Raw genomic sequence first — 26,160 nt, 5'->3', positions numbered from 1 at the left:
GCCCGGGACCCATAACCACAGGGAGTGGTTTGGCGATGACTCGGAGTGACCAGCGTGGCGCCGCAACGAATCCCTGTGGATATGGATCCCCGCGTTCGCGGGGATGACAGCGAGAGTGAGGCGCGGCTTTCGCGCCTCAGACTCGGTCTTCGCTAGCTCGCCATCCCCTGCGCACCCCGGATCAACTTCCCCGGTCGCCTTCCCGTGGCCTCACCGTGCCGCCGCGTCACCACGCCCGACACGATCGTCGCGTCATAGCCGTCGACATCCTGCAACAGCCGCCGCCCGCCGACCGGCAGATCGTAATGCACCTTCGGCGGATGCAGATGCAGCCGGTCGTAGTCGATCACGTTGACGTCGGCCTTGTACCCGGGAGCAACGAGCCCGCGATCGGTGAGGCCGACCGAGAGCGCGGTCTTGCGCGACTGCGCGGCGACCACGAAGGGAATCGTGAGCTTCTCGCCGCGCGTGCGGTCGCGGGTCCAGTGCGTCAGCAGATAGGTCGGGAAGCTCGCGTCGCAGATGATGCCGCAATGCGCGCCGCCGTCGGAGAGGCCCGGCACCGATTGCGGATCGATCAGCATCTCGCGCGTCGCGTCGAGATTGCCGTCGGCATAGTTGAGGAAGGGCACGTAGAGCATGCCGCGGCCCTCGTCGGAGAGCATCGCATCGTAGGCGAGCTCTTCCGGCTGGCGGCCCTGCTTGCGCGCCTGCGGCCCCAGCGCGTTCTCCGGCGGCTGCTCGTAATCGGGGGGATCGCCGAGCAAAAACATCTTGTCGTAGTTGGGCCGGAAGAACAGCGGATCGTCGGTCGCGGTCGCCGTCTCGCTCAGGATCGCCTTGCGCACTTCCGGCCGATGCAGCCGCGCCAGCCGCTCCCTGAGCGGCAGATGCGCGATCGCCTTGTAGCTCGGATGGGTCTGGAACGGATTGCGCGACAGCTCGAGCCCAAGCAGCAGGCCGACCGGGCGCGCCGCGATCTGCGCGGTGATGGAGAGGCCGCGCTTCGCCGCCGCATTGATCTCGTCCAGCGTCTGGCGCCAGCGGTTTGGCGCCTTGTCGTTCTGCGTGATCGAGAACGAGATCGGGCACTTTGTGCTGTCGGCCACCCGCAGCATCATCGGCAGATCTTCGTGGAGGGTGGAGAGGTCGAGCACGAATTGCAGCACGCTGCGGCCTTCGCGATGCATCGCGCCGGCAATGGCGGTGAGCTCGTCCTCGCCGGCCTTCAGCGTCGGCGTGAAATCGCCGGTCGAGGTGCGGTGGTTGAGCGTGCGTGAGGTCGAGAAGCCCAGCGCGCCCGAGCGCACCGCTTCGCCCGCGAGTTTCGCCATTGCCGCATTGTCCTCGGCGGTCGAGGGATCGCGGCGCGCGCCGCGTTCGCCCATGACATAGACGCGTAGCGCCGCATGCGGCAGCTGCGCGCCGACGTCGATGTCGAAATCGCGCTTCGACAGCCAGTTCATGTAATCCGGAAAGCTTTCCCACGCCCAGGGAATGCCGGCGCTCAGCACCGGCTCGGGAATGTCCTCGACGCCCTCCATGAGCTGGATCAGGCGGATGTGGTCGGCGGGCTTGCACGGCGCAAAGCCGACGCCGCAATTGCCCATGATCGCCGTGGTGACGCCGTTCTGCGACGACGGCGTGATGTCCTGGCTCCAGGTGACCTGGCCGTCATAATGGGTGTGCACGTCGACGAAGCCCGGCGTGACGAGCTTGCCGCGCGCGTCGATCTCTTCCTGTCCCTTCGCGGAGATCTTCCCGACCTCGGTGATCTTGCCGGCGGTGATGGCGACGTCGGCTTCAAACAGCTCGCCGCCGCTTCCATCCGCGACGGTGCCGCCGCGGATCACGAGATCAGGGGTGCTCATGGTGTTTCTTCCCAGTTTGTTGTTTTGCGTTTCTCTGTCCGTCGTCCCGGACAAGCGAAGCGCAGATCCGGGACCCATAACCACAGGGAGTAGTGTCGCGAAGACTCGGAGTGACCAGCTTCGCGCGACGATTGCTCCCTGTGGTTATGGGTCCCTGCTTTTAGCAGGGACGACGACTGAATTCTTGGCTATGCCTTGGCTTGCGGCTTCCGCTCCGTGAACGGCGACAGCACCACGGTTGCGACCATGAAGATCACGGACGCCCCGAACACCCAGTGTGGCGCGCTCTGGTCCATGATCCAGCCGAACAGCAGCGGGCTGACGATGCCGCCGAGATTGAAGCCGGTGGAGACGATGCCGAAGGCGCGACCCGCGGCGCCAGGAGGCGCGGCGTTGCGCACTAGCATGTCCCGCGACGGCGCGATCACGCCGGAGAGGAAGCCCGCAGTCGCCATCGTGACGGTCAAAGCCCAGCCCGGCAGTGTCACCAGCGCGATCAGCAGCACGATCAGCGCATTTGCGGCAAAGCAGGCGGCTGCGACATAGCCATGGCGCTCGGTGTAATCAGCGAGGAAGCCGCCGGCGAGCACGCCCACAGCGCTGGAGCCGAGAAACGCCGTCAGCGCGACGTTGGCGGCGGAGTAGGACGCACCGTAGCCGCTCATCAGCGCCACCACGCCGAAATTGTTGATGCCGGCGACCGACAGGCTGAGCAGCATGAACAGCGCGGTGAGCGTGATCAGCGCCGGCGTGATCACGGCCTGCTTCGGCGCATTTTCGTTGCCCGGCTTGGTCTTGTGCGCGCCGGCATCGGGAATGTTCATGACGACCAGCAGCAGGGCCACCAGCACGGCGATCGCGCCCGACGCGATCAGCGCACCCGTGCCGCCGGAGACGGTGACGAGCGCCGCGACGATCGCCGGCGCCACGGCGCCGCCGAGATAGCCGGCAAAGGTGTGGACCGAGAAGGCGCGGCCCATCCGCGCCTCATCCATGTGCTCGGCCAGGATGGCGTAGTCGGCGGGGTGGTAGACGCTGTTGGCGAGACCCAGCAGCACCGCGCAGGCAATCAGCGAGGCATAGCTGAGGTGCAGGCCGAGCAGGATCAGCGCGAAGCCGCCGAGCGCGAGCCCGCCCAGCAGGATTCTGCGCGCGCCAAAATGGTCGACGAGATAGCCTGTCGGCGCCTGCGTCAGGCCGGATACGACCGCAGAGACGGTGAGCGCGAAGCCGAGCTCGATATAGCCGACGCCGAGCTGGCTCTTCAGGAACGGAAACAGCATCGGCAGGACCAGCAGATGGAAATGGCTGACCCAATGCGCGATCGAAATCCCGGTCAGCGTGCGCAGCGCGCTGTCCGCCTTGCCTTGTTGCGGTGCGGCGAGAACGTCGACCATTGCAGTTCCGTTTCACGTCCTAAAGGGGGACGCGCAAACTATCGGGCAGAGCCGTTATTTGTCCATGAACGCGGGCGCATGGCAGGTAGCGCGGGTGGGGCGCCGCGATCTGGGGGAGGGAACGCACCGTTCGTGGGGCAGGCTTCAACTCACAACGGCTCGTCATCCGAACCGTAGCGGTCGCGTTTCGGCGTCGCGATGTCGCCGTCGTCGTAATCGTCGTCGTCGAGCGGAGGCGAGGGCTTCTTCGCCTTGTCGTCCGCTTGCTTGTTATCAGCGACTTTGGGCGGCTTGCGCGGCTTGGCGGTCTTGGCCATGGGTGATCCCGGATGGTGATGCGTCATCCGCTTCTACCCCGAAAATATGTGCGGTTCCTGACTTACCGCAAGAAGGGGGCGTCAGTGCACCACAGGCCCGCCAGCCTTCTTCCAGGCATCGATGCCGCCGGCGATGTGGGCAGTGTTGCTGAGGCCGGCTTCCTTGGCGGCGGCGACAGCCATCGCCGAGCGTTCGCCGAAGGCGCAGAAGAACACGACGCGGCGGCCGGTGGCGGCCGCGACCTCGCGCAGCATGCCGCCGGGCTTCAGACTGTCTTCAACGGACGGATAGGGCGTATGCAGCGCGCCTTCGAGCATGCCGTGCTTCATCCGCTCATTGGTCTCGCGCAGATCGACCAGCAGGATATCGGGACGGCCGAGCGAGCGGATCGCCTCGACGGCGCTGACTGCGCGGCCCTCTTTTTCCAGCTCCTCCTGATGCAGGCCGACATGCATGTTGGCGGGCACCGCGACGTCCATCATCTTCGGATTGGGCAGCTTCAGGTTTGCCATCAGCTCGATATATTCGTCGACCGAACGCACCTGGAGCCGCGGATTGTAGCGCTTCTCCTCGCCGATGGTGGAGACCGTGTCGCCCTTGTAGTCATGCGCCGGGAACACCATCGTCTCGTCCGGCAGCTTGAGCAGGCGGTTGAAGATCGACTCGTATTGCGCGCGCGACGAGCCGTTCTGGAAATCGGTGCGGCCGGTGCCGCGGATCAGAAGCGTGTCGCCGGTGAAGACGCGGTCGCCCATCAGATAGGAGTAGGAATCGTCGGTGTGGCCGGGCGTGTACATCACGTCGAGCGACAGGCCCTCGATCGTCACCTTGTCGCCGTCGGCGACCCGCATCGCCACCACGTCGGCCTTGGTCTGGTCGCCCATGACGGTCATGCAATGGGTGCGGTCGCGCAGCTCGCCGAGGCCGGTGACGTGATCGGCATGCAGATGGGTGTCGACGGCTTTCACCAGCTTGAGGTCGAGCTCGCGCAGCAGCTGGCAGTAGCGATCGACCTTCTCAAGCACGGGATCGAGGATCAGCGCCTCGCCGCCGGGGCGGCTGGCGAGGACATAGCTGTAGGTGCCCGAAACGCTGTCGAAGAGCTGGCGAAAGATCATGGCAAGACCCGGCGTGGATTGGTTTCCAGTTCTTACTACGCCACGGGTCAAAAAGAGAAGCAAGTCACTGTGTAGGGAGCAAAACAGGGAATATTATTTTACGTAGCTGTTCCGCGGCGTCATGGCCGGGCTTGTCCCGGCCATCCACGGCTAGCCACGCGGCACGAAGAACGTGGATGCCCGGGACAAGCCCGGGCATGACGACCACTCGTGAATGCCTGCGATTGCCCTCCATATGACGGGAGCGCTTACGGCCGCACCACCGTGTACCCATTCTCCGCCAGGAACAGGATCTGCCCGACGCCCACCTGCACCGGCGTCGCCGCCGGAATGAACTCCGGCCGGTTTCCGGTCTCCCGCTCGATCGTGTCGACCGTGTTGAGGCAGATATCGAAGCGCACGCCCTGTACGATCAGGCTTTCGACCTGCTTGCGGCGTTCGCTGCCGGTGAACAGGAGATCAATGCCGGGGCCGAACGCCACCACCTCGATCGCGACCTTGTCGGGATCGTAGGCCTTCAGGAGATTGTTGGCGACGCTCAGCACCAGCGCATGCTTCTTCGCATCGCCGTCGGAGAGCTGAAGCACGATTTTGTGCTCGGCGAACGGCTTGTCCTGGAGCGGCACCTGCTGTGCCGAGGCCCATGGCGTGGCGAAGGCGAACGTCGCCAGCAGCATCGCGCGACAGATTTGCCACCGCATCATCCCTGTCCTGCAATGCCTGGATTGCCCTCGACGCCCTTCAGCGTCACGCCGGAGCCGAGCCGCTCCTGAAACATCCGGCCCGAGCGCAGATATTTGGCGACGACATCCCACACCGGTGCGCCCTGCTGGCCGTTGACCGAGGCCCAGCCCGCGACCTTGTAGCGGTGGCTCGCGCTGAGCGCCTTGCCGCCATTGAGCTTCAGCTCGGAGATGCGGCTGCCGACCGCATCGGTCGGCGTGCAGGTGTAGCTGAGCCCGCCGGCGCGCACCATGTCGCCGCCCTGCTGGTAATAGGGGTCGGGGTTGAAGAGGTTGTCGCAGATGTCTTCCAGCACCTCCTTGATCTGGGCGCCGGTCATCTCCTGCACATAGGTCTCGGGATAGGTGATCGCGGTTTCCGCGAGCACATCCTCCATGGTCAGCGGCTGGCCGGACAGTGCGGTGACGCCCCAGCGGAAGCCCGGCGACAGCGCGATCTCGGCATCGAGCTCGCTGCGTAGCGCGGTGCAGATCAGCTCGTCGACGGGGCCGGCGAAATTGTCGCGGCGATACAGCAGGCGGTCGGGCGTTGCGATCTTCTCCGACCAGTCGGTCACATGCGGCGCGCGCACCCGGCCGATCAGCTCGGCCATGCCAGGGTCGGGCTTCAGCAGCTCGGAATAGACCGGCAGCAGATGGTACCTGACATCGCCGACCTTGCCCTTGTCGAGCGCGAGATCGAGGACGCCCAGAAATTTTCCGTTGGAGCCGGCATTGGTGACGAGCGTCGTGCCGCTGGCGTTGTTCACTGCGATTGGCTGCGGGATTGCATCATGGGTATGGCCGCCGAGGATGACGTCGATGCCGGTGACGCGGCTCGCGAGCTTGAGATCGACGTCCATGCCGTTGTGCGACAGCAGGACGACTGCATCGACCTTCTCGGTGCCGCGCAAGGCATCGACATGCTTCTGCAACTCCTCCTCGCGGATGCCAAAAGTCCAGTCCGGCGTGAACCGCTTGGGATGCGCGATCGGCACATAGGGGAAGGCCTGGCCGATGATCGCAACGCGATGGCCGCCGAGCTCCTTGATCATCGAAGGCTTGAACACGCGCCCGCTCGCCTTGTCGAAAGCGGGGGCGTCGTTGAACGCGGCCTCCTCGGTCAGGAAGACGTTCTGCGCCAGAAACTCGCCCTTGAAGCGCTCGAGATTGTCGCGCAGCGCCTGCTCGCCATAGGTGAATTCCCAGTGCCCGGTCATCGCCTCGATGCCGAGCAGATTGGCGACCTCGACCATGTCGCGGCCCTGCATGATGTTGGCAAGCCCGGTGCCCTGCCAGAGGTCGCCGCCGTCGACGAGCACGGAGTGCTTTTCGCCGGCATCGCCGCGCAAGCGATCGATCAGTGTCTTCAGATGCGCGAAGCCGCCGAGCTTGCCGAAGCGGCCCGCGGACTTCTCGAACTCGAAACAGCTGAAGGCATAGGCATCGGCGCTGTCGGAGCGGATGCCGAACCGCTCGAGGAAAGCGCGGCCAACCAGATGCGGCGGCCGTCCCGCCATCTCGCCGATGCCGATATTTACGCTGGGCTCGCGGACATAGACCGGGTTGAGCTGCGCATGCGTGTCGGTGGTGTGCAGGATGCGCGCATTGCCGAACCGCTCGAGGTCGTAAATGCTCGCGGTCTCGGCGCCGCGCGCGAGCCGCGGCAGGCTGAGCGATGTGGCGACAGCAGCGGTGCTCTTCAGGAAATCGCGGCGGCGGATGGCCATCCAGAAATTCTCCGCGCCTCTCAACGGCAATTCGACGGTTCCACGAGATTTTTAGTCTAGCGGATTTCCATCGCCTTCCACGCCTCTTTTTCTGACGTCGCCTGGAAGATCGAGGCCTTCGCCAGCGCCTCGGCCTCCTTCGAAGCGGCAACCGCGCGGTCGAAATCGCCGCCGTCGGCCGCCTTCTTGGCTGCCGCCAGCGCAGATACGGTCACGGTCCACTGGTTGCGCATGCCGGCTGCCTCCTTGGAGGCGGCCTCCGCAGCGGCATAGGCCGCCTTGTAGTCCGCCTCGTTTGCCGCGCGCGCTGCTGGCGCGAGGCTCAATGCGAGCACCATGGCGAGAGGAAGTGACAGCTTCATGGCCGCGCTCCCGGCCCTGAAATCGGTAGGCCGTTGGCGACGTAGGACAGGAAATATTCGACGTCGCGATATTCATCGGCCTGCGGCTCCAGCGGAACCGCGCGGGTCTGGCTGTTGCAGGTGACGAAGCGGCGGCTGGTGGTGCCCATGCCGCTCCATTCGGAGCGGTAGATCGGCATCGCGTTCAGAATGCCGAGTGCCGGCGCCAGGATCTCGGCGCGAATGCGCTCGCCCGGGCTCTGCACATGGCAGCTCGCGCAGGAGAAATTCATCTGGCCGCGGCGCGTGTAGAAGTAGCGCTTGCCGTTCTCGTACGCGGCGAGCGCACGGGGATCATCGGGAATCTTGATGTCCATCGGCTTGCCGCGCGAGGTGAACGCCATGTAGGCGGTGAGCGAAGCCATCTCGTCCTTGACGTAGGAGTAGGGCGCCTCGCCATTGGCCTCACGGCAGCGGTTGAGCGCGAGCTCCAGCGTGACGACCTTGCCTTCCCCAGTGTCGAAGTAAGGATAGTTCTGGCGGATGCCGATGCCGCCGTTCGGGAAGCAGTCGGCATAGGTCTTGCCGTTCTTGAACGGGGTCGCGAACATCTCCTTGCCGGCGTCGAGCGCGAACTCGTAGGGCGGGAATTCCTCCTTCTCCTGCCACTGCCGCTTCATGTCCTCGTTCATCGAATAGGGACCGTTGACGAAATCCTCGTGCTTCACGGTCGGAAACTTCTGGAAGAAGAAGTTCTGGAACGCTTTCGCATCGGCAACGGGATCGACCTTGTCGGCCGCGATGACGCGCGGAGAGGTAAGGGCGAACGCGACCAGCGTGGCGCTCAACGAACCAAGGAGAAAGAAGCGGGCATTCATCACGAAATCTTCGCGGTGGTCGTGTCCGAACCGCCCTTGTTGTCGGTCCAGGAGACCTTGAGGTCGTCGCCCTTCTTGGCGCCTTTGAAGCTGAACTTGACGTAGGGGTCCTTCGAGACCGCGGTGCCCCACTCGGCGACGAAGACGTCCTTGCCGTTACATTCGAACTTCAGTCGCTGGATGAAGTGCGCCGGAATCACCTCGCCCTTGGCGTCCTTGACCAGGCCGGTGTCCATGGGGTGCTGGATCAGCACCTGCACCTCGGTGATGTCGCCGTTGGCCGTGGCGCGGACGCGAATGCTGGATGCCATCTAACTTCTCCTAACCGCCGCAGCCGCCGACCGTGACTTTGACTTCCTTGGTCGCGCTGTAGAGCTTGCCGTCGGCTTCCACGATCGCGGTCACGTTGGTGGTCTTCGCCATCTTCAGGCGGTTGGCGACAGCAGGGATCGTGCCATCGGGAATCTTGTAGCTCGCCGCGAGCGCGCTCGGATTCTCGGCCACGAAGAACGAGATCGAGGTGACCTTGTCGAGCGTCGTCGTCACCGAGATCGGCACCACGCCGCCGTTCTCGGCGATCTCGGGCGCATCGAGCTTGACCTTGTCGGACGGCTCGGCGGTCTTGCCGTAGAGCGCCTTGATCGCGTCCGCCTCGCTCTTCTGCTTGAACGCTTCTTCCGGATATTTGTCGTTGGCCGCTGCACGCGCGGGCGCGAACGGCAGGTTGCCGAGGCCGAGCAGCGCGACGCCGGCTGCGCCCTGAAGGATCAGGCGCCGCGTCGGATGAGGGCCGGTGGTGATGGTCATCTCAAATCTCCTGGACATTCTCTTGGCGTGCCGGCGGTCACAGGGTCTGGAGGAAATCAACGATCGCGTTGATCTCCTGCTCGGTCAAAATCCGGTTCCGGCCGAACGGCGGCATCATGGTCTGCGGATTGCGCTTGGTCTCGTCGAAGATGATCGCGACCAGCTCGTTGCGATCAGGGTATTTTGACTTGATGTCCTTGAGCTCCGGTCCGATCGTGCCCGGCAGGTCGCCGCCCTTGATGACGTGGCAGGTCAGGCAATTGCCCTTGCCGCGGTCGAAGGCGAGCTTCTGGCCGTCAGCCACGGCGGATTGCGCCCGCGCGGGGCCTGCGGCAAGGCCGGCGGCGATCGCCAGCAGGACGTAAAGGACGGGCGTCCGTGGAAAGGCGGTCAAGGCGTCATTCCGAGGCGTTATGTCGATGATCTCGTTCGCGGAAATATAGTGTTCCAAAGCACAAAGGGCATCGGCTGACAATCAAGACTATGCGCGCGGCAAAATGGAGTTAATATCTTCCGCATTGCAACTAAAGAGCTTATTTGTCCGGCGGATTCGGGCCAGGAGCGCTGGCCGGCTGTTTTCGGGGCGTTTGGGCGCCCATCGTGTTTTTTTCCCGTTCTCGTTTTTTCAAGGGGACCTCAATTGGCTGAATATGTCGTCGAATTTGGCAGGGACGGCGGACGGGTGGAGTCGGATGGGCGGCTCGATGCACCGGCATTTCATCGCAATCACGAGCCGCTCTGGGCGGCGCTGGAAAAGCATCTCGCAGGCCTGACCGGCAACGTGGTCGAGCTCGGCAGCGGAACCGGCCAGCACGTCGTCCATTTCGCGCAGCACACGCCCGGCCTGATCTGGTGGCCGAGCGACCTCAACCAGCGCCACCTCAAGAGCATCGAGGCTTGGCGCGTTCATTCGGGCCTGCAAAACATCCGCTCGCCCCTGCGGATCGATCTCACCGACCCTGACTGGTGCCCGGAGATGCGAAGCGGGCAGGGCCCGACGAGTCTTGCCGCATTGTTCTGTGCCAACGTCATCCACATCGCACCGTGGAGCGTGGCCGAGGGCCTGTTCGCCGGCGCCGGCCGTTACTTGCGGGCCGACGGCAAGCTGTTCCTCTACGGCCCGTTCAAGCGCGACGGCAAGCACACCGCGCTCAGCAATGCCGTGTTCGACACCTCCTTGCGCGAAGGCAATCCCGAATGGGGCGTGCGTGATATCAGCGACGTCGAGACGCTCGCCCGCGGAGCCAGCCTTCGCCTCGTCGACACGATCGAGATGCCGGCGAACAATCTGACGCTGGTGTTTTCGCGGAGCTAATTCGGGTCGTCGTCATGCCCGGGCCTGTCCCGGGTATCCACGTTCTTCGAGTGGCAAGGCAAGGCGTGGATGGCCGGGTCAAGCCCGGCCATGACGATGTGGAGGCGTCAGCGTCCAAGCGCTAGCCTTCATCCTTCCACCCGATCCTGTCCTTCAAGAACCGGAAGCCGATCACCTCGAAGCCGGCGCGCTCCTTGTTGTCCTTGCCGTAGCCGTGGCCGCCGGCTTCCGGTTCGTAGAACCAGGCCTCGTAGCCCATCGCCTGCAGCTTTGCGGCCATCTTGCGCGCGTGGCCGGGATGAACGCGGTCGTCGCGCCGTGTCGTGGCGATCAGGATCGACGGATAGGACTGGCCGGCCTTCACGTTGTGATAGGCCGAGTAGGTCTTCAGCCACTCCCACTCTTCAGGTTTGTCAGGGTCGCCATATTCCGCGATCCAGCTTGCGCCCGCGAGCAGTTTTGTGTAGCGGCGCATGTCGATCAGCGGGATGGTGCAGAACAGCGCGCCGAAGCGCTCGGGGTAGCGCACCAGCATGTTGGTGATGAGGATGCCGCCGTTCGACCCGCCTTGCGCCGCGATCCGCTTTGGCTTGGTCACGCCGCGTCGCACGAGATCGGCCGCAACGGCCGCGAAATCGTCGTGCGAGAGTTTCTTGCCGGCGAGCCGGCCGGCATCGTGCCAGCGGGTGCCGAACTCGCCGCCGCCGCGCAAATTCGCCTGCACGATGGTGCCGCCGCGCTCGAGCCACAGCTTGCCGAGCGAGGGGTTGTAGTACGGCTTCACCGCATGGGCGAAGCCGCCATAGGCGCTCATATAGACCGGCGCATCGCCGGTCTCGCCGGCGGGACCCGTCTGCACATAGGGAATGCGCTCGCCGTCGACCGAGATCGCCTCGTGCTGTGTGACCACGAGGCCGTCGGCGGTGAACGTCTTCGGCGCCTGCTTCAGCACGGTCGGGCTTGCGACGCCGCGCTCCAGCAACAGCAGTGACGGCGGCGTGAGCGGATCCTGCACATTGGCGAGCAGGTCGCCATTGCTCTCCGACGGATGGCGATCGAGCGGCCAGATGTCGACGACGCCAATCTCGGGGAGGCCGGGAAGCGTCTCGCGGCTCCAGCCCGCGGCTGACGGCGTGCAGATCTCGAAGCGCGGCCTGAGCTCGTCGAGGATCGACAGCACCAGCTTGCCGCCCGCCCAGAACAAGCCTTGCAGAGCGCGCCGCGGCGCGGGCTCGAACAGGACCGCGAAATCGCGGTGGCCTGCGAGGAACGCGGAGAGCGAGATGCCGAGCACGGTGTCGGTGGGATAGGTCCGCCCCTCGACCTGCCAGTCCTTGCGCAGCTTCATCGCGAACCAGTCGCCATGCGCCTGCATCCAGATGCCGGTCGGCAGATCGAGCTTCGTCGTCGTGCCGGCCGCATCGCGCAGCCAGATGGCGTGATTGAAGAAGTCGATCTGGTCGACGATCCAGACCCGTGGCGCCGGTCCCGTGTCGTCGGCCATGCCTGACATCGCCATGTGATCAGCCGTGGTCTCGAGGATCGTTTGCGCCTGATCGACAGGCTGGCCGCGCCGCCACACGCGAACGGTCCGCGAATATCCGGAAGTCGTCGCCATGCCCTCGCCATGGGCGCTCGACAGCAGCAGCGTATCGGCATCGATCCAGTCCACGCCGCCCTTGGCCTCCGGCAGCGTAAATCCGTCCGCAACGAAGCTCTTCGTGTCGAGGTCGAATTCCCGCAAGGTGACGGCGTCGCTGCCGCCGCGCGACAGGCTCAGAATCGCCCGCGAGTGTCCCGGCATCGTGGCGATCCCGCTCAGCAGCCAGTCCTCGCCTTCGCTCGCCGCGAGCTGGTCGATGTCCAGCATGATCTCCCACGCCGGATGCGGTTTGCGAAATTCCGCCAGCGTGGTTTGCCGCCACAGGCCGCGCGGGTTGGCGGCATCCTTCCAGAGATTGTGAAGATCATCTCCGCGCCGGCTGACATAGGGGATGTTGTCGGGACGATCGTAGATCGCCGCGAGGACATCGCGGTCGCGCTCGAAGGCCGCGCCCCCGAACGCGGCGAGCGTCAGTTGATTCTGCCGCGCGACGAAATCGAGCGCCTGCTTGCCTTCGATCTCCTCCAGCCAGAGCCAGGGATCGTCGTCGGGAGCGCTGAGCGTGGGCCGGTCGTCGACGGACATGAACGATACTCCTGCAGGTCGCGGCGGATAGGATTTGATCGAGCGCAAGCCGTCAATAGCGCGGGCCGGTATCATCCGCCCGATTGCGTCAGAGGCATGGCCTGCGCCCGTTTGCGCCGGTTGCCCGCCCTCCCACGCCCCTCCATAGTGCCGGGAATCAACAAGTCCTCTCGGGCGGAAATGCCGATGTTAGACGTGACTACAGCCCACGAAATCGCTGCCGACGCCCGCGTGCGTGCCAATGTGGTGCGCCTTGCGGCGGCGCAGGCGCTGACCGGCGCCAACTCGGCCGTGATCTTCGCCACCGGCTCGATCGTCGGCGCGACGCTCGCGCCCGACATGTCGTTCGCGACGGTGCCGATCTCGATGTATGTGCTGGGGCTCGCCGCCGGCACGCTGCCGACCGGTGCGATCTCGCGCCGCTTCGGCCGCCGCGCGGCCTTTATCGTCGGCACGGGTCTGGGCACGCTCACCGGCCTGTGCGGCTCGTTCGCGATTTTGCATGCGTCGTTCGCGCTGTTTTGCGTCGCGACCTTCCTCGGCGGCCTCTACGGCGCGGTGGCGCAATCCTATCGCTTCGCCGCCGCCGACGGCGCGAGCGCGGCCTACCGGCCGAAAGCTGTGTCCTGGGTGATGGCGGGCGGCGTGTTCGCCGGCGTGCTCGGTCCGCAGCTCGTGCAATGGACCATGGACGTCTGGTCGCCCTATCTGTTCGCCTTCAGCTTCCTGGTGCAGGCTGCGGTCGCGCTGGTCGCGATGGGCATCGTCGCCGGCGTCGACATGCCGAAGCCGGCACCGGCAGATCTGCACGGCGGCCGGCCGCTGCTCGACATCGTGACCCAGCCGCGCTTCATCGCGGCCGCGCTGTGCGGCGTCATCTCCTATCCCATGATGAATTTGGTGATGACCTCGGCGCCGCTCGCCATGAAGATGTGCGGCCTCAGTGTCAGCGATTCCAATTTCGGCATTCAATGGCACATCGTTGCCATGTACGGGCCGAGTTTCTTCACCGGCGCGCTCATTGCGCGTTTCGGCGCGCCCAAGATCGTCGCCGCCGGCCTGCTGCTGGAGGCCGTGGCCGCCGGCATCGGTCTCTCCGGCCTCACCGCGATGCATTTCTGGGCCACGCTGATCGTGCTCGGTGTCGGCTGGAATTTCTCCTTCATCGGCGCCTCCGCGCTGGTGCTGGAGACGCACCGTCCGCAGGAGCGCAACAAGGTGCAGGCCTTCAACGATTTCCTGGTGTTCGGCATGATGGCGATCGGCTCGTTCTCCTCCGGCCAGCTGCTGGCGAATTACGGCTGGTCGGCGGTGAACATGGTGGTGTTCCCGCCGGTGGTGCTCGGCCTTGCCGTGCTCTCGCTGGCGTCCTGGGCCCGCCGCCGCAAGGCGCGGCTGGACGCGGCGATGGGCGAATTCCCGGATGCGATCTGAGTTGGCAGGAGACTGTCAGCAGCGTTGATATTTCGATCCAGGTCGAAGTGATTTTCGGGTGAAGGGCTATTTAGATGTCGTCATGGCCGGGCTTGTCCCGGCCATCCACGTCTTTGCTACGTCGAAGGAAGAACGTGGATGCCCGGGACAGGCCCGGGCATGACGGAGTAAGCGCCAATGCTCGATAACCCTCAACAGCCCAGGATCGACGAATCCGCGCTCCGCTACGAAGGCTGGCGCATCGTCGCGGTCTGCTTCCTGCTCGCGACCTTCGGCTGGGGGCTCGGTTTCTACGGCCAGAGCGTCTATGTCGCCGAGCTCCAGCGCGCGCGGGGCTGGCCGGCCTCGCTGATCTCCTCGGGCACGACGTTCTTCTATCTGTTCGGCGCGCTGCTCGTCGTCTTCGTTGGCGAGGCCGTCAGAAAATATGGCCCGCGGCTCTGCCTGATCGCCGGCACGCTGGCGATGGCGGCGGCCGCGGTCGCGATCGGCGCGGTGCGCGAGCCCTGGCAGCTCTATCTCGCCGACGCCGTGCTCGCCCTCGGCTGGGCCGGCACCAGTCTCGCCATGATCACCAACACGATCAGCCTGTGGTTCGACCAGAAGCGCGGCATGGCGATCAGCCTGGCGCTGAACGGCGCCAGTTTCGGCGGCATCGTCGGCGTGCCGCTGCTGGTGACCCTGATCGGCCACATCGGCTTCGCCAGCGCGATGTACGCCGCCGCCGGCGCCATGCTGGTATTGCTGCTGCCGGTGATCCTCCTTCTCGTCGGCCGGCCGCCCGATCTTCACGGCTGGTACGCGACGGCGAAGGCCAGGCCGCAATCGTCGACGGAGATCCGCGCATGGGCGTTGCGCGACGTCGGCTTTCTCACGGTGACGATTGCGTTCGCGCTGGTGCTGTTCGCGCAGGTCGGCTTCATCGTGCACCTGATCTCGTTCCTCGATCCCGTGATCGGCCGCGAGCGCGCGGCGGTGGCGGTCGCGGTGCTGACCGCGATGGCAGTGATCGGCCGCGTGCTGTTCTCGATGGTGATCGACCGCCTCAACCAGCGGCTTGCCTCGGCGCTGTCGTTCCTCAGCCAGGCGGCGGCGCTTTGCGTCGTCATCAATTTGCACAACGACTATGCGCTGATCGCGGCTTGCGCGGTGTTCGGCTTCTCGGTCGGCAATCTCATCACGCTGCCGTCGCTGATCGTGCAGCAGGAATTCGACTCCGCCTCGTTCGGCGTGCTGATCAGCCTGAATACGGCGATCAACCAGGTGACCTATGCGTTCGGCCCGGGCGTCGTCGGCTTCCTGCGAGATCTCTCGGGCGGCTATACGCTGCCGTTCTATCTCTGTATCGCGCTGGAGGTGGCGGCCGCGGCGCTGATCATGGTGCGGGGGAAGCCAAAAGCGAAGCTCTAGTAGGGTGGGCAAAGGCGCGAAGCGCCGTGCCCACCATCGACCTCTCAACGTGCCTCGCGAGAGGTGGTGGGCACGCTACGCTTTGCCCACCCTACGAGACTACGGCATCACCCCTCCCGCTGCTTCAGCAACGCCTCGACATCCAGCCGCTTCGTGATCATCGCCAGCTTGCCATCCGGCCCGAGCGGCCATTGCTCTTTCGGCTTGTCCCAATACAGCTCCACGCCGTTCTCGTCGGGATCGCGCAGATACAGCGCCTCGCTGACGCCGTGATCGCTGGCGCCGTCGAGCGCAATGCCGGCCGACAGCACACGATGGAGCGCATCCGCCAGCGCCGGCCGCGTCGGATAGAGGATCGCGGTGTGGAAGAGGCCCGTCGTGCCCGGCGGCGGCGGCGAGCCGCCCTTGCTCTCCCAGGTGTTGAGCCCGATGTGGTGATGATAGCCGCCGGCCGAGATGAAGGCCGCGCCCGAGCCCATGCGCTGCATCAGCTCGAAGCCGAGCACGCCGCAATAGAAGCCGAGCGCACGATCGAGATCGGCGACCTTGAGATGAACGTGGCCGATCCTTGTGCCGGCATGGACGGCTGGGCTTTGCGACATGGTGCTGCTCCGTTGACCAACTCCAGATAAGGCCGGCTCCGGGACAGCGCTACCTGCCTATCCCGAAACCCATCGTTTCCGGATGCGAAACTATGAGAGCTCCGGCACCTCGCCCTCCGGCAGCTCGAACTCGAACGTGTTCAATGTCATGGATACCATTGTGTAATAGCCGCACAGCCCGATCACCTCGACCACGCCGCGCTCGCTGAGGACCTTCACCGCCGCATCGTAAAGCCCCTTCTCGACGCCATGGCCTTCATGCAGCGACTTCGCGACGTCGTAGATCATCTGGCCCTTGGGATCGTCGAAGACAGGCGTGCGGCGATCGCGGATCGCGTCGATGATCTCAGGATCCATGCCGCCCTGGAGCGCCAGGCGCTTATGCGCATACCATTCGTAATGCGCAGTCCAGTGCCGCGCCGTCACCAGGATCGCGATCTCCGAAAGCTTGGCAGGGAATATCGTGTCGTAGCGCAGGACTTCGCCGAGCCGCGTGGCGTGACGGGCCATGTCGGGGCTGTTGAGCCAGGCCATCATCGGCGCCGGCGGCTTGCCGCGCTTGCCGGCAATCGACTCGTCATAGGTCTGCCGCTGGCTCTCGTTCATTTCGCCAGGCGAAAGTAGTTTCAGGCGCATTGTTATTTCCTCTTTGTTTTCAAGCTCGCCGTGGCGGCGACTATAGCCGAATGCAGCGCCACGGAAGTGGTTGAATTCCACGGTGCGATGGCTCAGAGTCGCGCCCAACAAGTCTTTTTGATTGATGGAAACGACCATGAGTGAATCTGAACCCGCCGATCTTGAGAAATTCCGCGAGCAAACGCGCGCCTGGCTGGAAGCCAACTGCCCGCCGGAGATGCGCAAGCCGGTGACCTCGGACAGCGACGTGTTCTGGGGCGGACGCAATACGAAATTCGCGTCCGAGCCGCAGCGCCTCTGGTTCGAGCGCATGCGCGACAAGGGCTGGACCGTGCCGGACTGGCCTAGGGAATATGGCGGCGGTGGCCTGAGCGCTGCCGAGCACAAGGTGCTGCGCGCCGAGATGGCCAGGATGGGCGCGCGTCCGCCGCTGTCGAGCTTCGGCATCTGGATGCTGGGGCCGGCGCTGCTCAAATACGGCAACGAGGCGCAGAAGAAGGAGCACCTGCCTGACATCGCGGCGGGCCTGATCCGCTGGTGCCAGGGCTATTCTGAGCCGAACGCCGGCTCCGATCTCGCCTCGCTCCAGACCCGCGCCGAAAGTGACGGCGACGATTTCGTCATCACGGGGTCGAAGATCTGGACGTCTTACGCCAACTACGCCGACTGGATCTTCTGCCTCGTCCGCACCGATCCCGCGGCGAAGAAGCACGACGGCATCAGCTTCATCCTGTTCGACATGGCCTCGAAGGGCGTGACGACCAAGCCGATCCTTTTGATCTCGGGCTATTCGCCGTTCTGCGAAACCTTCTTCGACGGTGTCCGCGTTCCGAAGTCGCAATTGGTCGGCACCGTCAACCGCGGTTGGGACGTCGCAAAATATCTGCTGCAGCATGAGCGCGCGATGATATCAGGCATGGGCGAGCGCGGCGTCGGCCGGCCGCTCGGGCAGATCGCGGCGGATTCCGTCGGCACCGATGCACAAGGCAAGCTCGACGATTCCATGCTGCGCGGCCGGATCGCGAGCTTCGACGTCGACGAGGCAGCGCTCGCCGCTTGCGCCGAACGCGCCGTCGATCTCGCCAAGGCCGGCCAGGCGCATCCGGCGTTCTCGTCCGCGATGAAATATTACGGCACCGAGCTCAACAAGCGCCGTCACGAGATACTGATGTCGGCCGGTGGCGTCAACGCGCTGGAATGGGAGAGCGAGCGCTCCAGGCAGGGTGCCCGCCCGCGCGCCTGGCTGCGCACCAAGGCCAACTCGATCGAGGGCGGCACGACGGAGGTGATGCTCGGCATCGTCGCCAAGCGCATCCTCGATCTGCCGGGGGCGTGAGGCTTTCTGTCATTCCGGGGCGCGACGAAGTCGCGAACCCGGAATCCATTCTGCCGCCTGATGGATTCCGGGCCTGCGCCTGCGGCGCATCCCGGAATGACGACGACAAATAGATTTCGAATCGGAAACACGCACATGGCCCTCGTCCTCACAGAAGAACAATCGATGCTCCGCGATAGCGCGCGCGGGCTGATCAGCGACAAGGCGCCGGTGTCGCACCTGCGATCCCTGCGCGACGCCAAGGATCCCACCGGCTTCTCCAAGGAGCTGTGGCATTCCTTCGCCGAGATGGGCCTTGCCGGCCTCCTGGTGCCGGAAGAGTTCGGCGGCAGCGGCCTCGGCTTCATGGAAGCCGGTGTGGTGATGGAGGAGATCGGTCGCACCTTGATGCCGTCGCCGTTCCTCGCCACCAGCGTGGTCGCAGCCTCGGCGCTGAATCGCGGCGGCAATGCCGCGCAGAAGTCGGAATTTTTGCCGAAAATTTCCAACGGCTCGCTGCTCGCGACGCTCGCGATCGACGAAGGCGCCAAGCATCGCCCGCTTCAGACCAGCCTCCAGGCGGTGCGCGCCGGCAACGGCTTCAAGCTCTCCGGCGCCAAGGCGCTGGTCGTCGACGGCCACGTCGCGGACCTCTTCATCGTCGCGGCGCGCACCGCTGGCGCCGCCGGCGAGCGTGAAGGGCTGACGCTGTTCCTGGTCAATCCCAAGGCCAAGGGCGTTGCGATCGAGCGCACCATCATGGTCGATGCGCACAACGCGGCACGGATCGAGCTTGCCAATGTCGAGGTCAACGCCGATAGCGTGCTCGGCGAGGTCGATCAGGGTGCAGCGCTGCTCGACGGCGTGCTCGACATCGGCCGCGGCGCGGTCGCCGCCGAAATGGTGGGCTTGAGCGAAGAAGTCTTCAACCGCACCGTCGAGTACCTCAAGAACAGAAAGCAGTTCGGCAAGCTGATCGGCGAATTCCAGGCACTCCAACACCGTGCCGCCGAGCTCTATGTCGACATCGAGATCACCCGCGCCGCCACGATGAAGGCGCTCCAGGCGCTCGATGCCGACGTCGCCAAGGCCGCATCAAGCGTCGCCGTGGCCAAGGCCCGCGCCGGCACCACCGCCACCCGCGCGGTGCAGGAAGGCGTGCAGATGCATGGCGGCATGGGCATGACCGACCAGTTCGACATCGGCTTCTTCATGAAGCGCGCGCGCGTGTGCGAGGAGCTGTTCGGCGACGCGAACTACCACACCGAGCAGCTGGCAAGGGCGCGGGGGTATTGAGGCGAGTGGATGTGAGGCGCGAGGACGTGCCTCACACGCGGTGTCGTCGCCCGGCTTGACCGGGCGATCCAGTACGCCGCGGCCTGTCCGCATACGATTGACGTCTCGGAATACTGAATCGCCCGGTCAAGCCGGGCGATGACAGTTGAGAGTGTGGAGAAAGCTTGCCCCGAGCTCGTCATTGCGAGGAGCGAAGCGACGAAGCAATCCAGGCTGTCGCCGCGGAGGGATTCTGGATTGCTTCGCTTCGCTCGCAATGACGGCGGTGAGACCGCCGATTACCTCATCGGCGGCGCGTACTGCACGCCACCGGCATTCCACAGCTGGTTCATGCCGCGCGGGATCTTCAGCTTGGACTTCTCGCCGATGTTGCGCTCGTACATCTCGCCGTAATTGCCGACGTTACGGATGATGCGGACGACCCAGTCCTTGGTGAGGCCGAGCTGCTCGCCGTAATTGCCCTCGGTGCCGACCAGGCGCATCACTTCCGGCTTCTTCGACTTCAGCGCCTCGTCGATGTTCTCCGAGCTCACGCCGAGCTCTTCGGCGTTGATCATCGCGTAGAGCGTCCACTTCACGATCATCATCCAGTCGTCGTCGCGCTGGCGCACCACGGGCGCGAGCGGCTCCTTTGAGATCATGTCCGGCAGGATCATATGGTCGCCGGGCTTGGAGAGATTGAGCCGCAGCGCGTAGAGCTGCGAGACGTCGGCGCTCAGCGTGTCGCACTTGCCGGAGTCGTAGGCCTTCACCACGTCATCCAGCTTGTCGAACTTCACCTCTTCATACTTCATGTTGTTGGCACGGAAGTAGTCGGCGACGTTGAGCAGCGTTGTCGTGCCAGCCTGCACGCAGACCTTGCTGCCGGTCAGGTCCAGCGAAGTCTCCTTGTTGCGTGAACGCGGCAGCATGAAGCCGGCGCCGTCGTAGTAGGCCACCGCCGGGAAATAGAGGTCATAGTCGAGCTCGCGCGCCATGCTCCAGGTCGAGTTGCGCGAGAGGATGTCCACCTTGCGGCTCTGCAATTCCTTGAAGCGCTCGCTGGCGTCGAGTGGAACGAACTTGGCCTTGCCGGGATCGTTGAAGATGGCGGCTGCCACCGCGCGACAGAAATCGACGTCGAATCCGGTCCAGTTGCCCTTGTCATCGGGGATCGAGAAGCCCGGCAGGCCCTTGTTGACGCCGCACAGCACCTCGCCGCGGCGAACGGTGCGCTTCAGGGTGCGGGTATCGTAGAACTCATAGATCACCGCCAGGGCGCCGACCAGTACGGCAACGGCGAGCCCGATCAGCAGGCCGCCTCGAAAAGTGCGCATCATGTTGCTCTCTCGAAATAATCGGGAAAAGGACTATTCGCTAAGGCGAGGAAGATCAGAGTTCGGGCTTCTGTCGGATGACCACCTTGGTGCCAACCGGGACGCGATCGTAGAGATCGGCGACGTCATGGTTGACGAGACGGAAGCAGCCCGAGGATACCTTGGTGCCGATCGTATCAGGACGGTTGGTGCCGTGGATGCGGTAGACGGTGGTGCCGAGATACATGGCGCGGGCACCGAGCGGATTGCCGGGGCCGCCGGCCATGAAGCGCGGCAGATAGGGCTGGCGCTGGATCATCTCCGGCGGCGGCGTCCAGTCCGGCCACTCCTTCTTGTTGGTGATGTTCACCAGGCCCTGCCATTGGAAGCCGTCGCGGCCGACGCCGATGCCGTAACGGATCGCGCGCCCGCCCGGCTGCACCAGATAGAGGTGGCGCTCGGCGGTCGAGATGATGATGGTGCCCGGCGTCTCGGTGGTGCGGAAGTACACGACCTGCTTCTGCCATTCCGGCTCGAGCTGGTAGGCGTCGTCGGCGACCAGGCCCGGCTCGTCGCCGCGGTCAAGCTGCTGGGCGGAGGCGTATGAGGTGGTCAGGACCAGGCCCAGCACCGCGATGAACGCCCCGGTCAGGCGACGATAATCCGTCATTTCAAGCTCTCCCCGCTGCCACAGCGTAAATCATTCGGACCATCTGAACTCAGGGGCAGCTTCGTGGCAAGTTCATGGCGCGCCCGGCTGGTATGTCACGAGAATGCTTTGGTTTTTTGACGAGGCCGGGCAATGCCACAAACAGGGGGTGGCGCGAAAAGCAGTGCCGGCGCCATCCTCCGGGCGGCGGGCTGTCAAATCTGCATCCGTCAGGCCCTGGCTTGTCCCGCCTGCGCGGCCGAAGCCGCTTCGGCGAGGCGAAGGCCCGAGCATCCACGTTCTTCGTGCCCTGGGTAAAGACGTGGATGGCCGGGACAAGCCCGGCCATGACGACGTGGGCGTAGCGCGCTCTAAATCTTGCTATTCTCCGCCGCAATCCCAAGACGTCGGACGATTTCGGCACCCACCGCGCGAGCCTCGATCCGCGACCCGATTCGTGGGCTGCGAAAGCGTCGCCCCGAGCGCAATCGGATGGTGACGATGCAGTGCTCGTCCTCGGATCGGCCGCGGCGGTCGACGGTGATCGTCTTCACGTCGTGCCCCTCGATATGATCGGCGCGCGGCGTGCCGTCGCCCCACAGGCGTTCGACGCGGATATCGCTCTCGCGGATGATCCAGAACGCGCCGGTCACGAGGTTGGCGTATCGGTAAACCGCGAATGCGGCGATCGCGCCGAGCGGCAGCAGCAGGATGTCGACATGGCTGGGCGGCCATCCACGCCAGAGCTTGTAGGCGTAGGGAACGGCGGACAAGGCGACGGCGATCAGCGCGACGATCCTTATGTCCCGGGCGGAAAACGCCTCGAGCGGCTCGCCGAGACGCATCTCGGGATTGCTGGCATCGAGCGGATTGACGGGTGACTCGACGTCGGGGACATCGAACTGCGCGGCGATCCGCGCCACGGTATCGCGTACATGCGTGACGTCGGAGATCGGCGGGGACGTCAGGCGCTCCCCCGAGGCCAGCGTGAAGGCCAGCTGGAAACGGGCCTTCGCCCGCTTGCTGCCGGGAACCTGTAATCCCCTGATGTCGTCCTTCGCGACGATCCTGGTCCGGAGTTTTCCGAACGGCCGCTGTTGCCCGATCAGGATCTCGTTCGGCGTGATGATCCACACCACCGCAGGCGCCAGCATGATGCCGACCACGAACGCAGTTCCCACGAGGAGCGCGGCCACCGAGACGATCACCTCCAAAGTGTCGTGCGTGAACAGGCCCGGCGTGAAGCACAGCGCCACGGCGGCCGCAAAGCCGGACATGACCAGCCGCTGCGCGATCGAGGCGCCTTCGCGAAGGCGAATGTCGGGGCTGGTGGTCGCGTCGTCCATTGCGGGCGCTGATTCCGTCGCTCGGGAAACTCCACGGACGGGTCCGTGGAGTCAAGCAACAACGGCGGCAGCGGCGAGCCGGCCTCAGCTGCTGGCGTTCAGCAGCTTTGCCACGGTGCGGTCGATCTCGTCGTAGCGGCCCTCGCCCTCGTGCTGGAACACGATCTTGCCGCTCTGGTCGATAATGTATTGCGCCGGCCAATACTGGTTCTGGTAGGCGTTCCAGGTCTTGGAATCGTTGTCCTGCGCCACCGGATAGGTGATGCCGTGGCGCTTCAGCGCGGCCTGCACATTGGCGGCGGAGCGCTCGAACGGGAATTCCGGCGTGTGCACGCCGACCACGACGAGGCCCTTGTCCTTGTACTTGGCATAGAGGTCTGTGACGTGCGGCAGCGTGTTGACGCAGTTGACGCAGCCATAGGTCCAGAAGTCGACCAGCACGACCTTGCCGCGGAGGTCGGCGATGCTCAGCGGCTTCGAGTTGAACCAGGTGTTGATGCCGGTGAAGTCAGGTGCGGTCTGCTGGCTTGCGGCAGCGGTGACGACAGGGGTGGCGCGCACGGCCTCGTCGCAGATGCCGGGGATGACGGCGCCTGTCACGGCCATGCCGATCAGTGCGGCGGAGACGGCGAGCAGTTTGAAAGTCATGGAAGCGTCCTCCGGTGAAGATGAGGGATGATCACAGGCCGATCTGGCCGGTGGGATAGAATCCGGTGAGCCACGCCACGATCAGCGTGTCGTACTGGAAATAGGCGGCGACCGCGAAGGCGATCACGACGACACCAAAGCCCTGCTGCAGCCGCGGGGAGATCCGCGCGAGGCTGCGCACGCGCGTGGTCGCAGCCTGTCCGCCATAGGCGATCGCGAGCATCGGGATCGCCGCGCCGATGGCATAGGCAATCAACAGCACGCCGGCCCAGCTGGCGTTCTTCGACGTCGCGACCAGCGTCAGGATCGAGCCGAGCACGGGACCGGCGCAGGGCGTCCAGACCAGGCCGAGCGTGGTTCCGAGCACGAGGCCGCCAAGCGCGCCCTCGCGCTGCACGGCGCCGGAATTGCCGAGATCGAGCCAGCCGTTGAGCCGGATCGAGAGCCATTCGAACGGCGCCGGCCACAGCATCAACAGGCCGAAGCCGAGCAGCAGGATCGACGCGGCCTCGCGCAGCACGTTCGGATCGAAGTCGAACAGGCGCGTGATCGCACCCAACAGCAGCGCGGTCGCCGAGAACGAGACGACGAAGCCGAGCGCGATCATCGCGGGCCGCAAGTGCCCCGCCCGCCCGATCGAGGCGCCGAGCAGGATCGGCAGCATCGGCAGCGTGCAGGGCGCGGCGATGGTGAGGATGCCGGCAAGGACGGCGAAGACAAGTTCGAGCATCGGGCACTCGTGAAGGAGGTCACGAGGGCAGTTCGGGATGGCTGCGCGCGTTGTTACGTGGCGTCACACGTTCGTGAGGGGGCGGCTGCTTGGTGTGGGGCGTGCCGGGCGGCATTGCGAGGCAGCCCTGTTGGCCACGGCGCCGGCGCGCTCCCTCCCCCGCAAGGGGGGAGGGAATGATGGAGCGGTGCCCGCCTCACTTGGGTGGCGAGAATGGGCCTCAGCCCGCCAAACACAAAACGACCCGGAGGGGGGCATCCCGTCCGGGTCGCTGGAAGTCTTGGGAGGTTTAACGAAACCGTATGTGAGCTTTGTAGGAGGGAAGTTTTTCCGCCTGATGTTGTGCTTTGTTTCAATTATTTCGTCGGCGGTAACACTTCCGTGTCCGGGGACCGGGCCGAAACTTCGGTCCTATCCCATTGAAATCCTTGGTCTTAGGCGGCGAAACGGTCGACGCCGGCGCCCTTAAGCAAATCGGCCAGTTGCTTGCGCGCATAGAACATCCGGGTCTTCACCGTGCTCTGCGGGATGCCGATGATCTGACCGACCTCCTCCACCGACTTCTCATGGTAGTAGACGAGGTTGATGATCTCGCGATGCGCGGGCGACAGTTTTTGCACGCAGGCGCGCAGAATGGCGCTGGTGTCGTTGCGGTCGAGCGAGGTCTCGGGCGTCTCGGCATCGTCAGGAATCTGGCGCACGTCGTCCTGGTCGATGTCCTCGAAGCGGCGCTGGCGCATCGCGGTCAGCGCCTTGAAGCGTGCGATCGAGAGCAGCCAGGTCGAGACCTGCGAGCGGCCCTGGAACTGGCCTGCCGTGCGCCACACGTCGAGGAACACCTGGCTGACCAGGTCTTCCGCCGTGGTCGCGTCACGCACGATGCGCAGGATGAAGCGATACACCCGCACATTGTGCCGGCAATAGAGGATGTGCATGGACGTCCGGTTGCCGTCCGCAATGCTCTCCAGGAGCATGTCGTCCGAGGTCGCCTGAGCGGCAATGATGCTCTGGCTGGCTTGGGCGTTGATGGCGATGACGTTCGGCATTGACTTAGCTCCCCGTAGCGCCGCAACCGAGCGGCGTTTCCTTGGACCAAAGTGTTAATCAGCGAACGTTTCGGGACGTCTGCACGAAAAGCGAAAAATGGTTTCGTGCGCCGCCAAATTGTTTCGTCGGACAGACCGCGACGAAACATTCGGGGCGAAAAGCCGTGGAATTTCAATGTACGGAAAATACGGGGGTGAGGATTGGGGAGCGCCCGGGGCCGCCGGGAACGAAATTCCGGGCTTCGCGTTCGGTCGCGCCACCCATGCCGTCATTCCAGGGCGCGAAGCGAGCCCGGGACGACAGCGGTAGGCGTCGCGCGACTTACGCCTTCTCGCCCGCGGGCGAGAACAGATAGCCGCCGCCGCGGATGGTGCGGATCACGGCTGGCTTGGTCGGGTCGGGCTCGATCTTGCGGCGGATGCGCATGATGCGCAGATCCACGGCGCGGTCGAAGGCTTCGGCGTCGCGCGCATTGGCCAGTTCGAGCAGGCGCTCGCGCGACAGCACGCGCTTCGGATTGGCCGCGAACACCTTGAGCAGCCCGAACTCGGAGGCGGTGAGCGGGTGCTCGTTGCCTTCGTCGTCGCGCAAGGCCTGCGCTTCGAGGTCGAGCCATTTGGTGCCGAAGCGCACCAATTGATCCTTGTCCGATTTGGCGGGCGCGGTCTCGGCCGCCTTCACCGGCGTGCTTCGCCGCAACACCGAGCGGATGCGCGCCATCAGCTCGCGCAGCTCGCAGGGCTTTGCCACGTAATCGTCGGCGCCGAGCTCGAGACCGACGACACGGTCGATCGGGCTTGCGGTCGCCGTCAGCATGATCACGGGCACGTTGATGCGGCTCTTGAGGTCGCGGATGATCGAGAGGCCGTCTTCCTCGGGCATGTTGAGGTCGAGCACGACGAGGTCCGGCATGCTGCCGTCGATCGCGGTGCGCAAGCTCTTGCCGCCGTCGCACAGCGTCACGGTGAAGCCGTGCATCTTGAGGTAATCGCCGACCATCTCCCGGGCCGGGGCCTCGTCGTCGACGATCATGATGTGCTGGCTTTGGGTCATATCACTCAGATCTC

Annotated in this window: 26 protein-coding genes; 5 read left to right on the top strand and 21 right to left on the bottom strand. The window is 64.9% G+C overall.

Going from position 1 to position 26,160, the window contains the following annotated elements:
* Positions 1-152 precede the first annotated feature (152 nt).
* The 11 genes from AB7290_RS41690 to soxX all read right to left on the bottom strand — a co-directional run bounded on the left by AB7290_RS41690 (position 153) and on the right by soxX (position 9,576).
* Positions 153-1,871 carry an N-acyl-D-amino-acid deacylase family protein gene (locus tag AB7290_RS41690; protein ID WP_085403995.1) on the bottom strand — a complete coding sequence of 573 codons (1,719 nt, stop codon included), beginning with the start codon at positions 1,869-1,871 and terminating at the stop codon, positions 153-155.
* A 188-nt stretch (positions 1,872-2,059) separates the two neighbouring features.
* On the bottom strand, positions 2,060-3,268 hold the full coding sequence (locus AB7290_RS41685) for an MFS transporter (RefSeq protein ID WP_085403994.1): 1,209 nt from the start codon (positions 3,266-3,268) through the stop codon (positions 2,060-2,062).
* 149 nt (positions 3,269-3,417) lie between these two features.
* Positions 3,418-3,585, bottom strand: coding sequence for a hypothetical protein (locus tag AB7290_RS41680; RefSeq protein WP_166071036.1), 168 nt, complete (start codon positions 3,583-3,585; stop codon positions 3,418-3,420).
* 81 nt (positions 3,586-3,666) lie between these two features.
* Positions 3,667-4,704 (bottom strand): MBL fold metallo-hydrolase, encoded by a 1,038-nt coding sequence (locus AB7290_RS41675; RefSeq protein WP_085403993.1) that lies wholly within the window; start codon positions 4,702-4,704, stop codon positions 3,667-3,669.
* Between the two features lie 248 nt (positions 4,705-4,952).
* Positions 4,953-5,408 carry a DsrE family protein gene (locus tag AB7290_RS41670; RefSeq protein ID WP_085403992.1) on the bottom strand — a complete coding sequence of 152 codons (456 nt, stop codon included), beginning with the start codon at positions 5,406-5,408 and terminating at the stop codon, positions 4,953-4,955.
* Positions 5,405-7,156 (bottom strand): thiosulfohydrolase SoxB, encoded by a 1,752-nt coding sequence (gene soxB, locus AB7290_RS41665; protein ID WP_085403991.1) that lies wholly within the window; start codon positions 7,154-7,156, stop codon positions 5,405-5,407. Before soxB ends, AB7290_RS41670 begins: the two co-directional genes overlap by 4 nt.
* Before the next feature lie 56 nt (positions 7,157-7,212).
* A complete protein-coding gene (locus AB7290_RS41660) occupies positions 7,213-7,518 on the bottom strand; it encodes a hypothetical protein (RefSeq protein WP_085403990.1) in 306 nt (101 codons plus the stop codon).
* A complete protein-coding gene (soxA, locus tag AB7290_RS41655; RefSeq protein WP_071909084.1) occupies positions 7,515-8,375 on the bottom strand; it encodes a sulfur oxidation c-type cytochrome SoxA in 861 nt (286 codons plus the stop codon). Before soxA ends, AB7290_RS41660 begins: the two co-directional genes overlap by 4 nt.
* Complete coding sequence (gene soxZ / locus AB7290_RS41650) at positions 8,375-8,686, bottom strand: thiosulfate oxidation carrier complex protein SoxZ (RefSeq protein WP_085403989.1); 312 nt, start codon at positions 8,684-8,686, stop codon at positions 8,375-8,377. The genes soxA and soxZ overlap by 1 nt, the downstream gene beginning before the upstream one ends.
* A gap of 10 nt (positions 8,687-8,696) precedes the next feature.
* A complete protein-coding gene (gene soxY / locus AB7290_RS41645; RefSeq protein WP_063985941.1) occupies positions 8,697-9,182 on the bottom strand; it encodes a thiosulfate oxidation carrier protein SoxY in 486 nt (161 codons plus the stop codon).
* Positions 9,183-9,219: 37 nt separating this feature from the next.
* Positions 9,220-9,576, bottom strand: coding sequence for a sulfur oxidation c-type cytochrome SoxX (gene soxX / locus AB7290_RS41640; protein WP_085404086.1), 357 nt, complete (start codon positions 9,574-9,576; stop codon positions 9,220-9,222).
* Positions 9,577-9,822: 246 nt separating this feature from the next.
* Here soxX and AB7290_RS41635 point away from each other — a divergent pair, with 246 nt between their 5' ends.
* Complete coding sequence (locus AB7290_RS41635) at positions 9,823-10,497, top strand: DUF938 domain-containing protein (protein WP_085403988.1); 675 nt, start codon at positions 9,823-9,825, stop codon at positions 10,495-10,497.
* Between the two features lie 121 nt (positions 10,498-10,618).
* Here the strand turns inward: AB7290_RS41635 and AB7290_RS41630 are convergent, their stop codons facing one another.
* Positions 10,619-12,685: a prolyl oligopeptidase family serine peptidase gene (locus AB7290_RS41630; RefSeq protein ID WP_085403987.1), complete on the bottom strand. Its 2,067-nt coding sequence runs from the start codon at positions 12,683-12,685 to the stop codon at positions 10,619-10,621.
* 186 nt (positions 12,686-12,871) lie between these two features.
* On the opposite strand from AB7290_RS41630, the gene AB7290_RS41625 reads away from it, so the two are divergent.
* Both AB7290_RS41625 and AB7290_RS41620 read left to right on the top strand, forming a co-directional pair.
* The gene (locus AB7290_RS41625) at positions 12,872-14,119 is read left to right on the top strand and encodes an MFS transporter (protein ID WP_038942180.1); all 1,248 of its coding nucleotides are present in this window, start codon (positions 12,872-12,874) and stop codon (positions 14,117-14,119) included.
* Between the two features lie 177 nt (positions 14,120-14,296).
* Positions 14,297-15,529: an MFS transporter gene (locus AB7290_RS41620; protein ID WP_085403986.1), complete on the top strand. Its 1,233-nt coding sequence runs from the start codon at positions 14,297-14,299 to the stop codon at positions 15,527-15,529.
* Between the two features lie 107 nt (positions 15,530-15,636).
* Here the strand turns inward: AB7290_RS41620 and AB7290_RS41615 are convergent, their stop codons facing one another.
* Together AB7290_RS41615 and AB7290_RS41610 are read right to left on the bottom strand one after the other, a co-directional pair.
* Positions 15,637-16,131 carry a VOC family protein gene (locus AB7290_RS41615; protein ID WP_085403985.1) on the bottom strand — a complete coding sequence of 165 codons (495 nt, stop codon included), beginning with the start codon at positions 16,129-16,131 and terminating at the stop codon, positions 15,637-15,639.
* A 90-nt stretch (positions 16,132-16,221) separates the two neighbouring features.
* Entirely contained in the window at positions 16,222-16,767 is a 546-nt protein-coding gene (locus AB7290_RS41610; RefSeq protein WP_014491220.1) for a carboxymuconolactone decarboxylase family protein, read from the bottom strand.
* A 136-nt stretch (positions 16,768-16,903) separates the two neighbouring features.
* Between AB7290_RS41610 and AB7290_RS41605 the strand changes: the two genes are divergently transcribed.
* Together AB7290_RS41605 and AB7290_RS41600 are read left to right on the top strand one after the other, a co-directional pair.
* Positions 16,904-18,103, top strand: coding sequence for an acyl-CoA dehydrogenase family protein (locus tag AB7290_RS41605; protein ID WP_085403984.1), 1,200 nt, complete (start codon positions 16,904-16,906; stop codon positions 18,101-18,103).
* 135 nt (positions 18,104-18,238) lie between these two features.
* Entirely contained in the window at positions 18,239-19,378 is a 1,140-nt protein-coding gene (locus AB7290_RS41600; protein ID WP_085403983.1) for an acyl-CoA dehydrogenase family protein, read from the top strand.
* Between the two features lie 278 nt (positions 19,379-19,656).
* Here AB7290_RS41600 and AB7290_RS41595 read toward each other — a convergent pair whose 3' ends face one another.
* From AB7290_RS41595 to AB7290_RS41565, 7 genes are all read right to left on the bottom strand, one after another.
* Positions 19,657-20,694, bottom strand: coding sequence for an amino acid ABC transporter substrate-binding protein (locus AB7290_RS41595; protein WP_063985936.1), 1,038 nt, complete (start codon positions 20,692-20,694; stop codon positions 19,657-19,659).
* Between the two features lie 55 nt (positions 20,695-20,749).
* Positions 20,750-21,343 carry a L,D-transpeptidase gene (locus tag AB7290_RS41590; protein WP_085403982.1) on the bottom strand — a complete coding sequence of 198 codons (594 nt, stop codon included), beginning with the start codon at positions 21,341-21,343 and terminating at the stop codon, positions 20,750-20,752.
* Positions 21,344-21,693: 350 nt separating this feature from the next.
* Positions 21,694-22,668, bottom strand: coding sequence for a hypothetical protein (locus tag AB7290_RS41585; protein WP_085403981.1), 975 nt, complete (start codon positions 22,666-22,668; stop codon positions 21,694-21,696).
* Positions 22,669-22,752: 84 nt separating this feature from the next.
* A complete protein-coding gene (locus AB7290_RS41580; RefSeq protein WP_085403980.1) occupies positions 22,753-23,316 on the bottom strand; it encodes a thioredoxin family protein in 564 nt (187 codons plus the stop codon).
* A 31-nt stretch (positions 23,317-23,347) separates the two neighbouring features.
* Positions 23,348-24,046: a cytochrome c biogenesis CcdA family protein gene (locus tag AB7290_RS41575; RefSeq protein WP_085403979.1), complete on the bottom strand. Its 699-nt coding sequence runs from the start codon at positions 24,044-24,046 to the stop codon at positions 23,348-23,350.
* 434 nt (positions 24,047-24,480) lie between these two features.
* On the bottom strand, positions 24,481-25,092 hold the full coding sequence (locus AB7290_RS41570) for a sigma-70 family RNA polymerase sigma factor (RefSeq protein WP_028151983.1): 612 nt from the start codon (positions 25,090-25,092) through the stop codon (positions 24,481-24,483).
* Positions 25,093-25,414: 322 nt separating this feature from the next.
* Complete coding sequence (locus tag AB7290_RS41565; RefSeq protein WP_028151984.1) at positions 25,415-26,146, bottom strand: response regulator; 732 nt, start codon at positions 26,144-26,146, stop codon at positions 25,415-25,417.
* Between the last annotated feature and the right edge of the window lie 14 nt (positions 26,147-26,160).

It is taken from the genome of Bradyrhizobium sp. 613_E4_N2_2, from assembly GCF_052075995.1.
GTDB lineage: Bacteria > Pseudomonadota > Alphaproteobacteria > Rhizobiales > Xanthobacteraceae > Bradyrhizobium > Bradyrhizobium barranii.
This window is presented reverse-complemented; position numbering and strand designations above follow the sequence as displayed.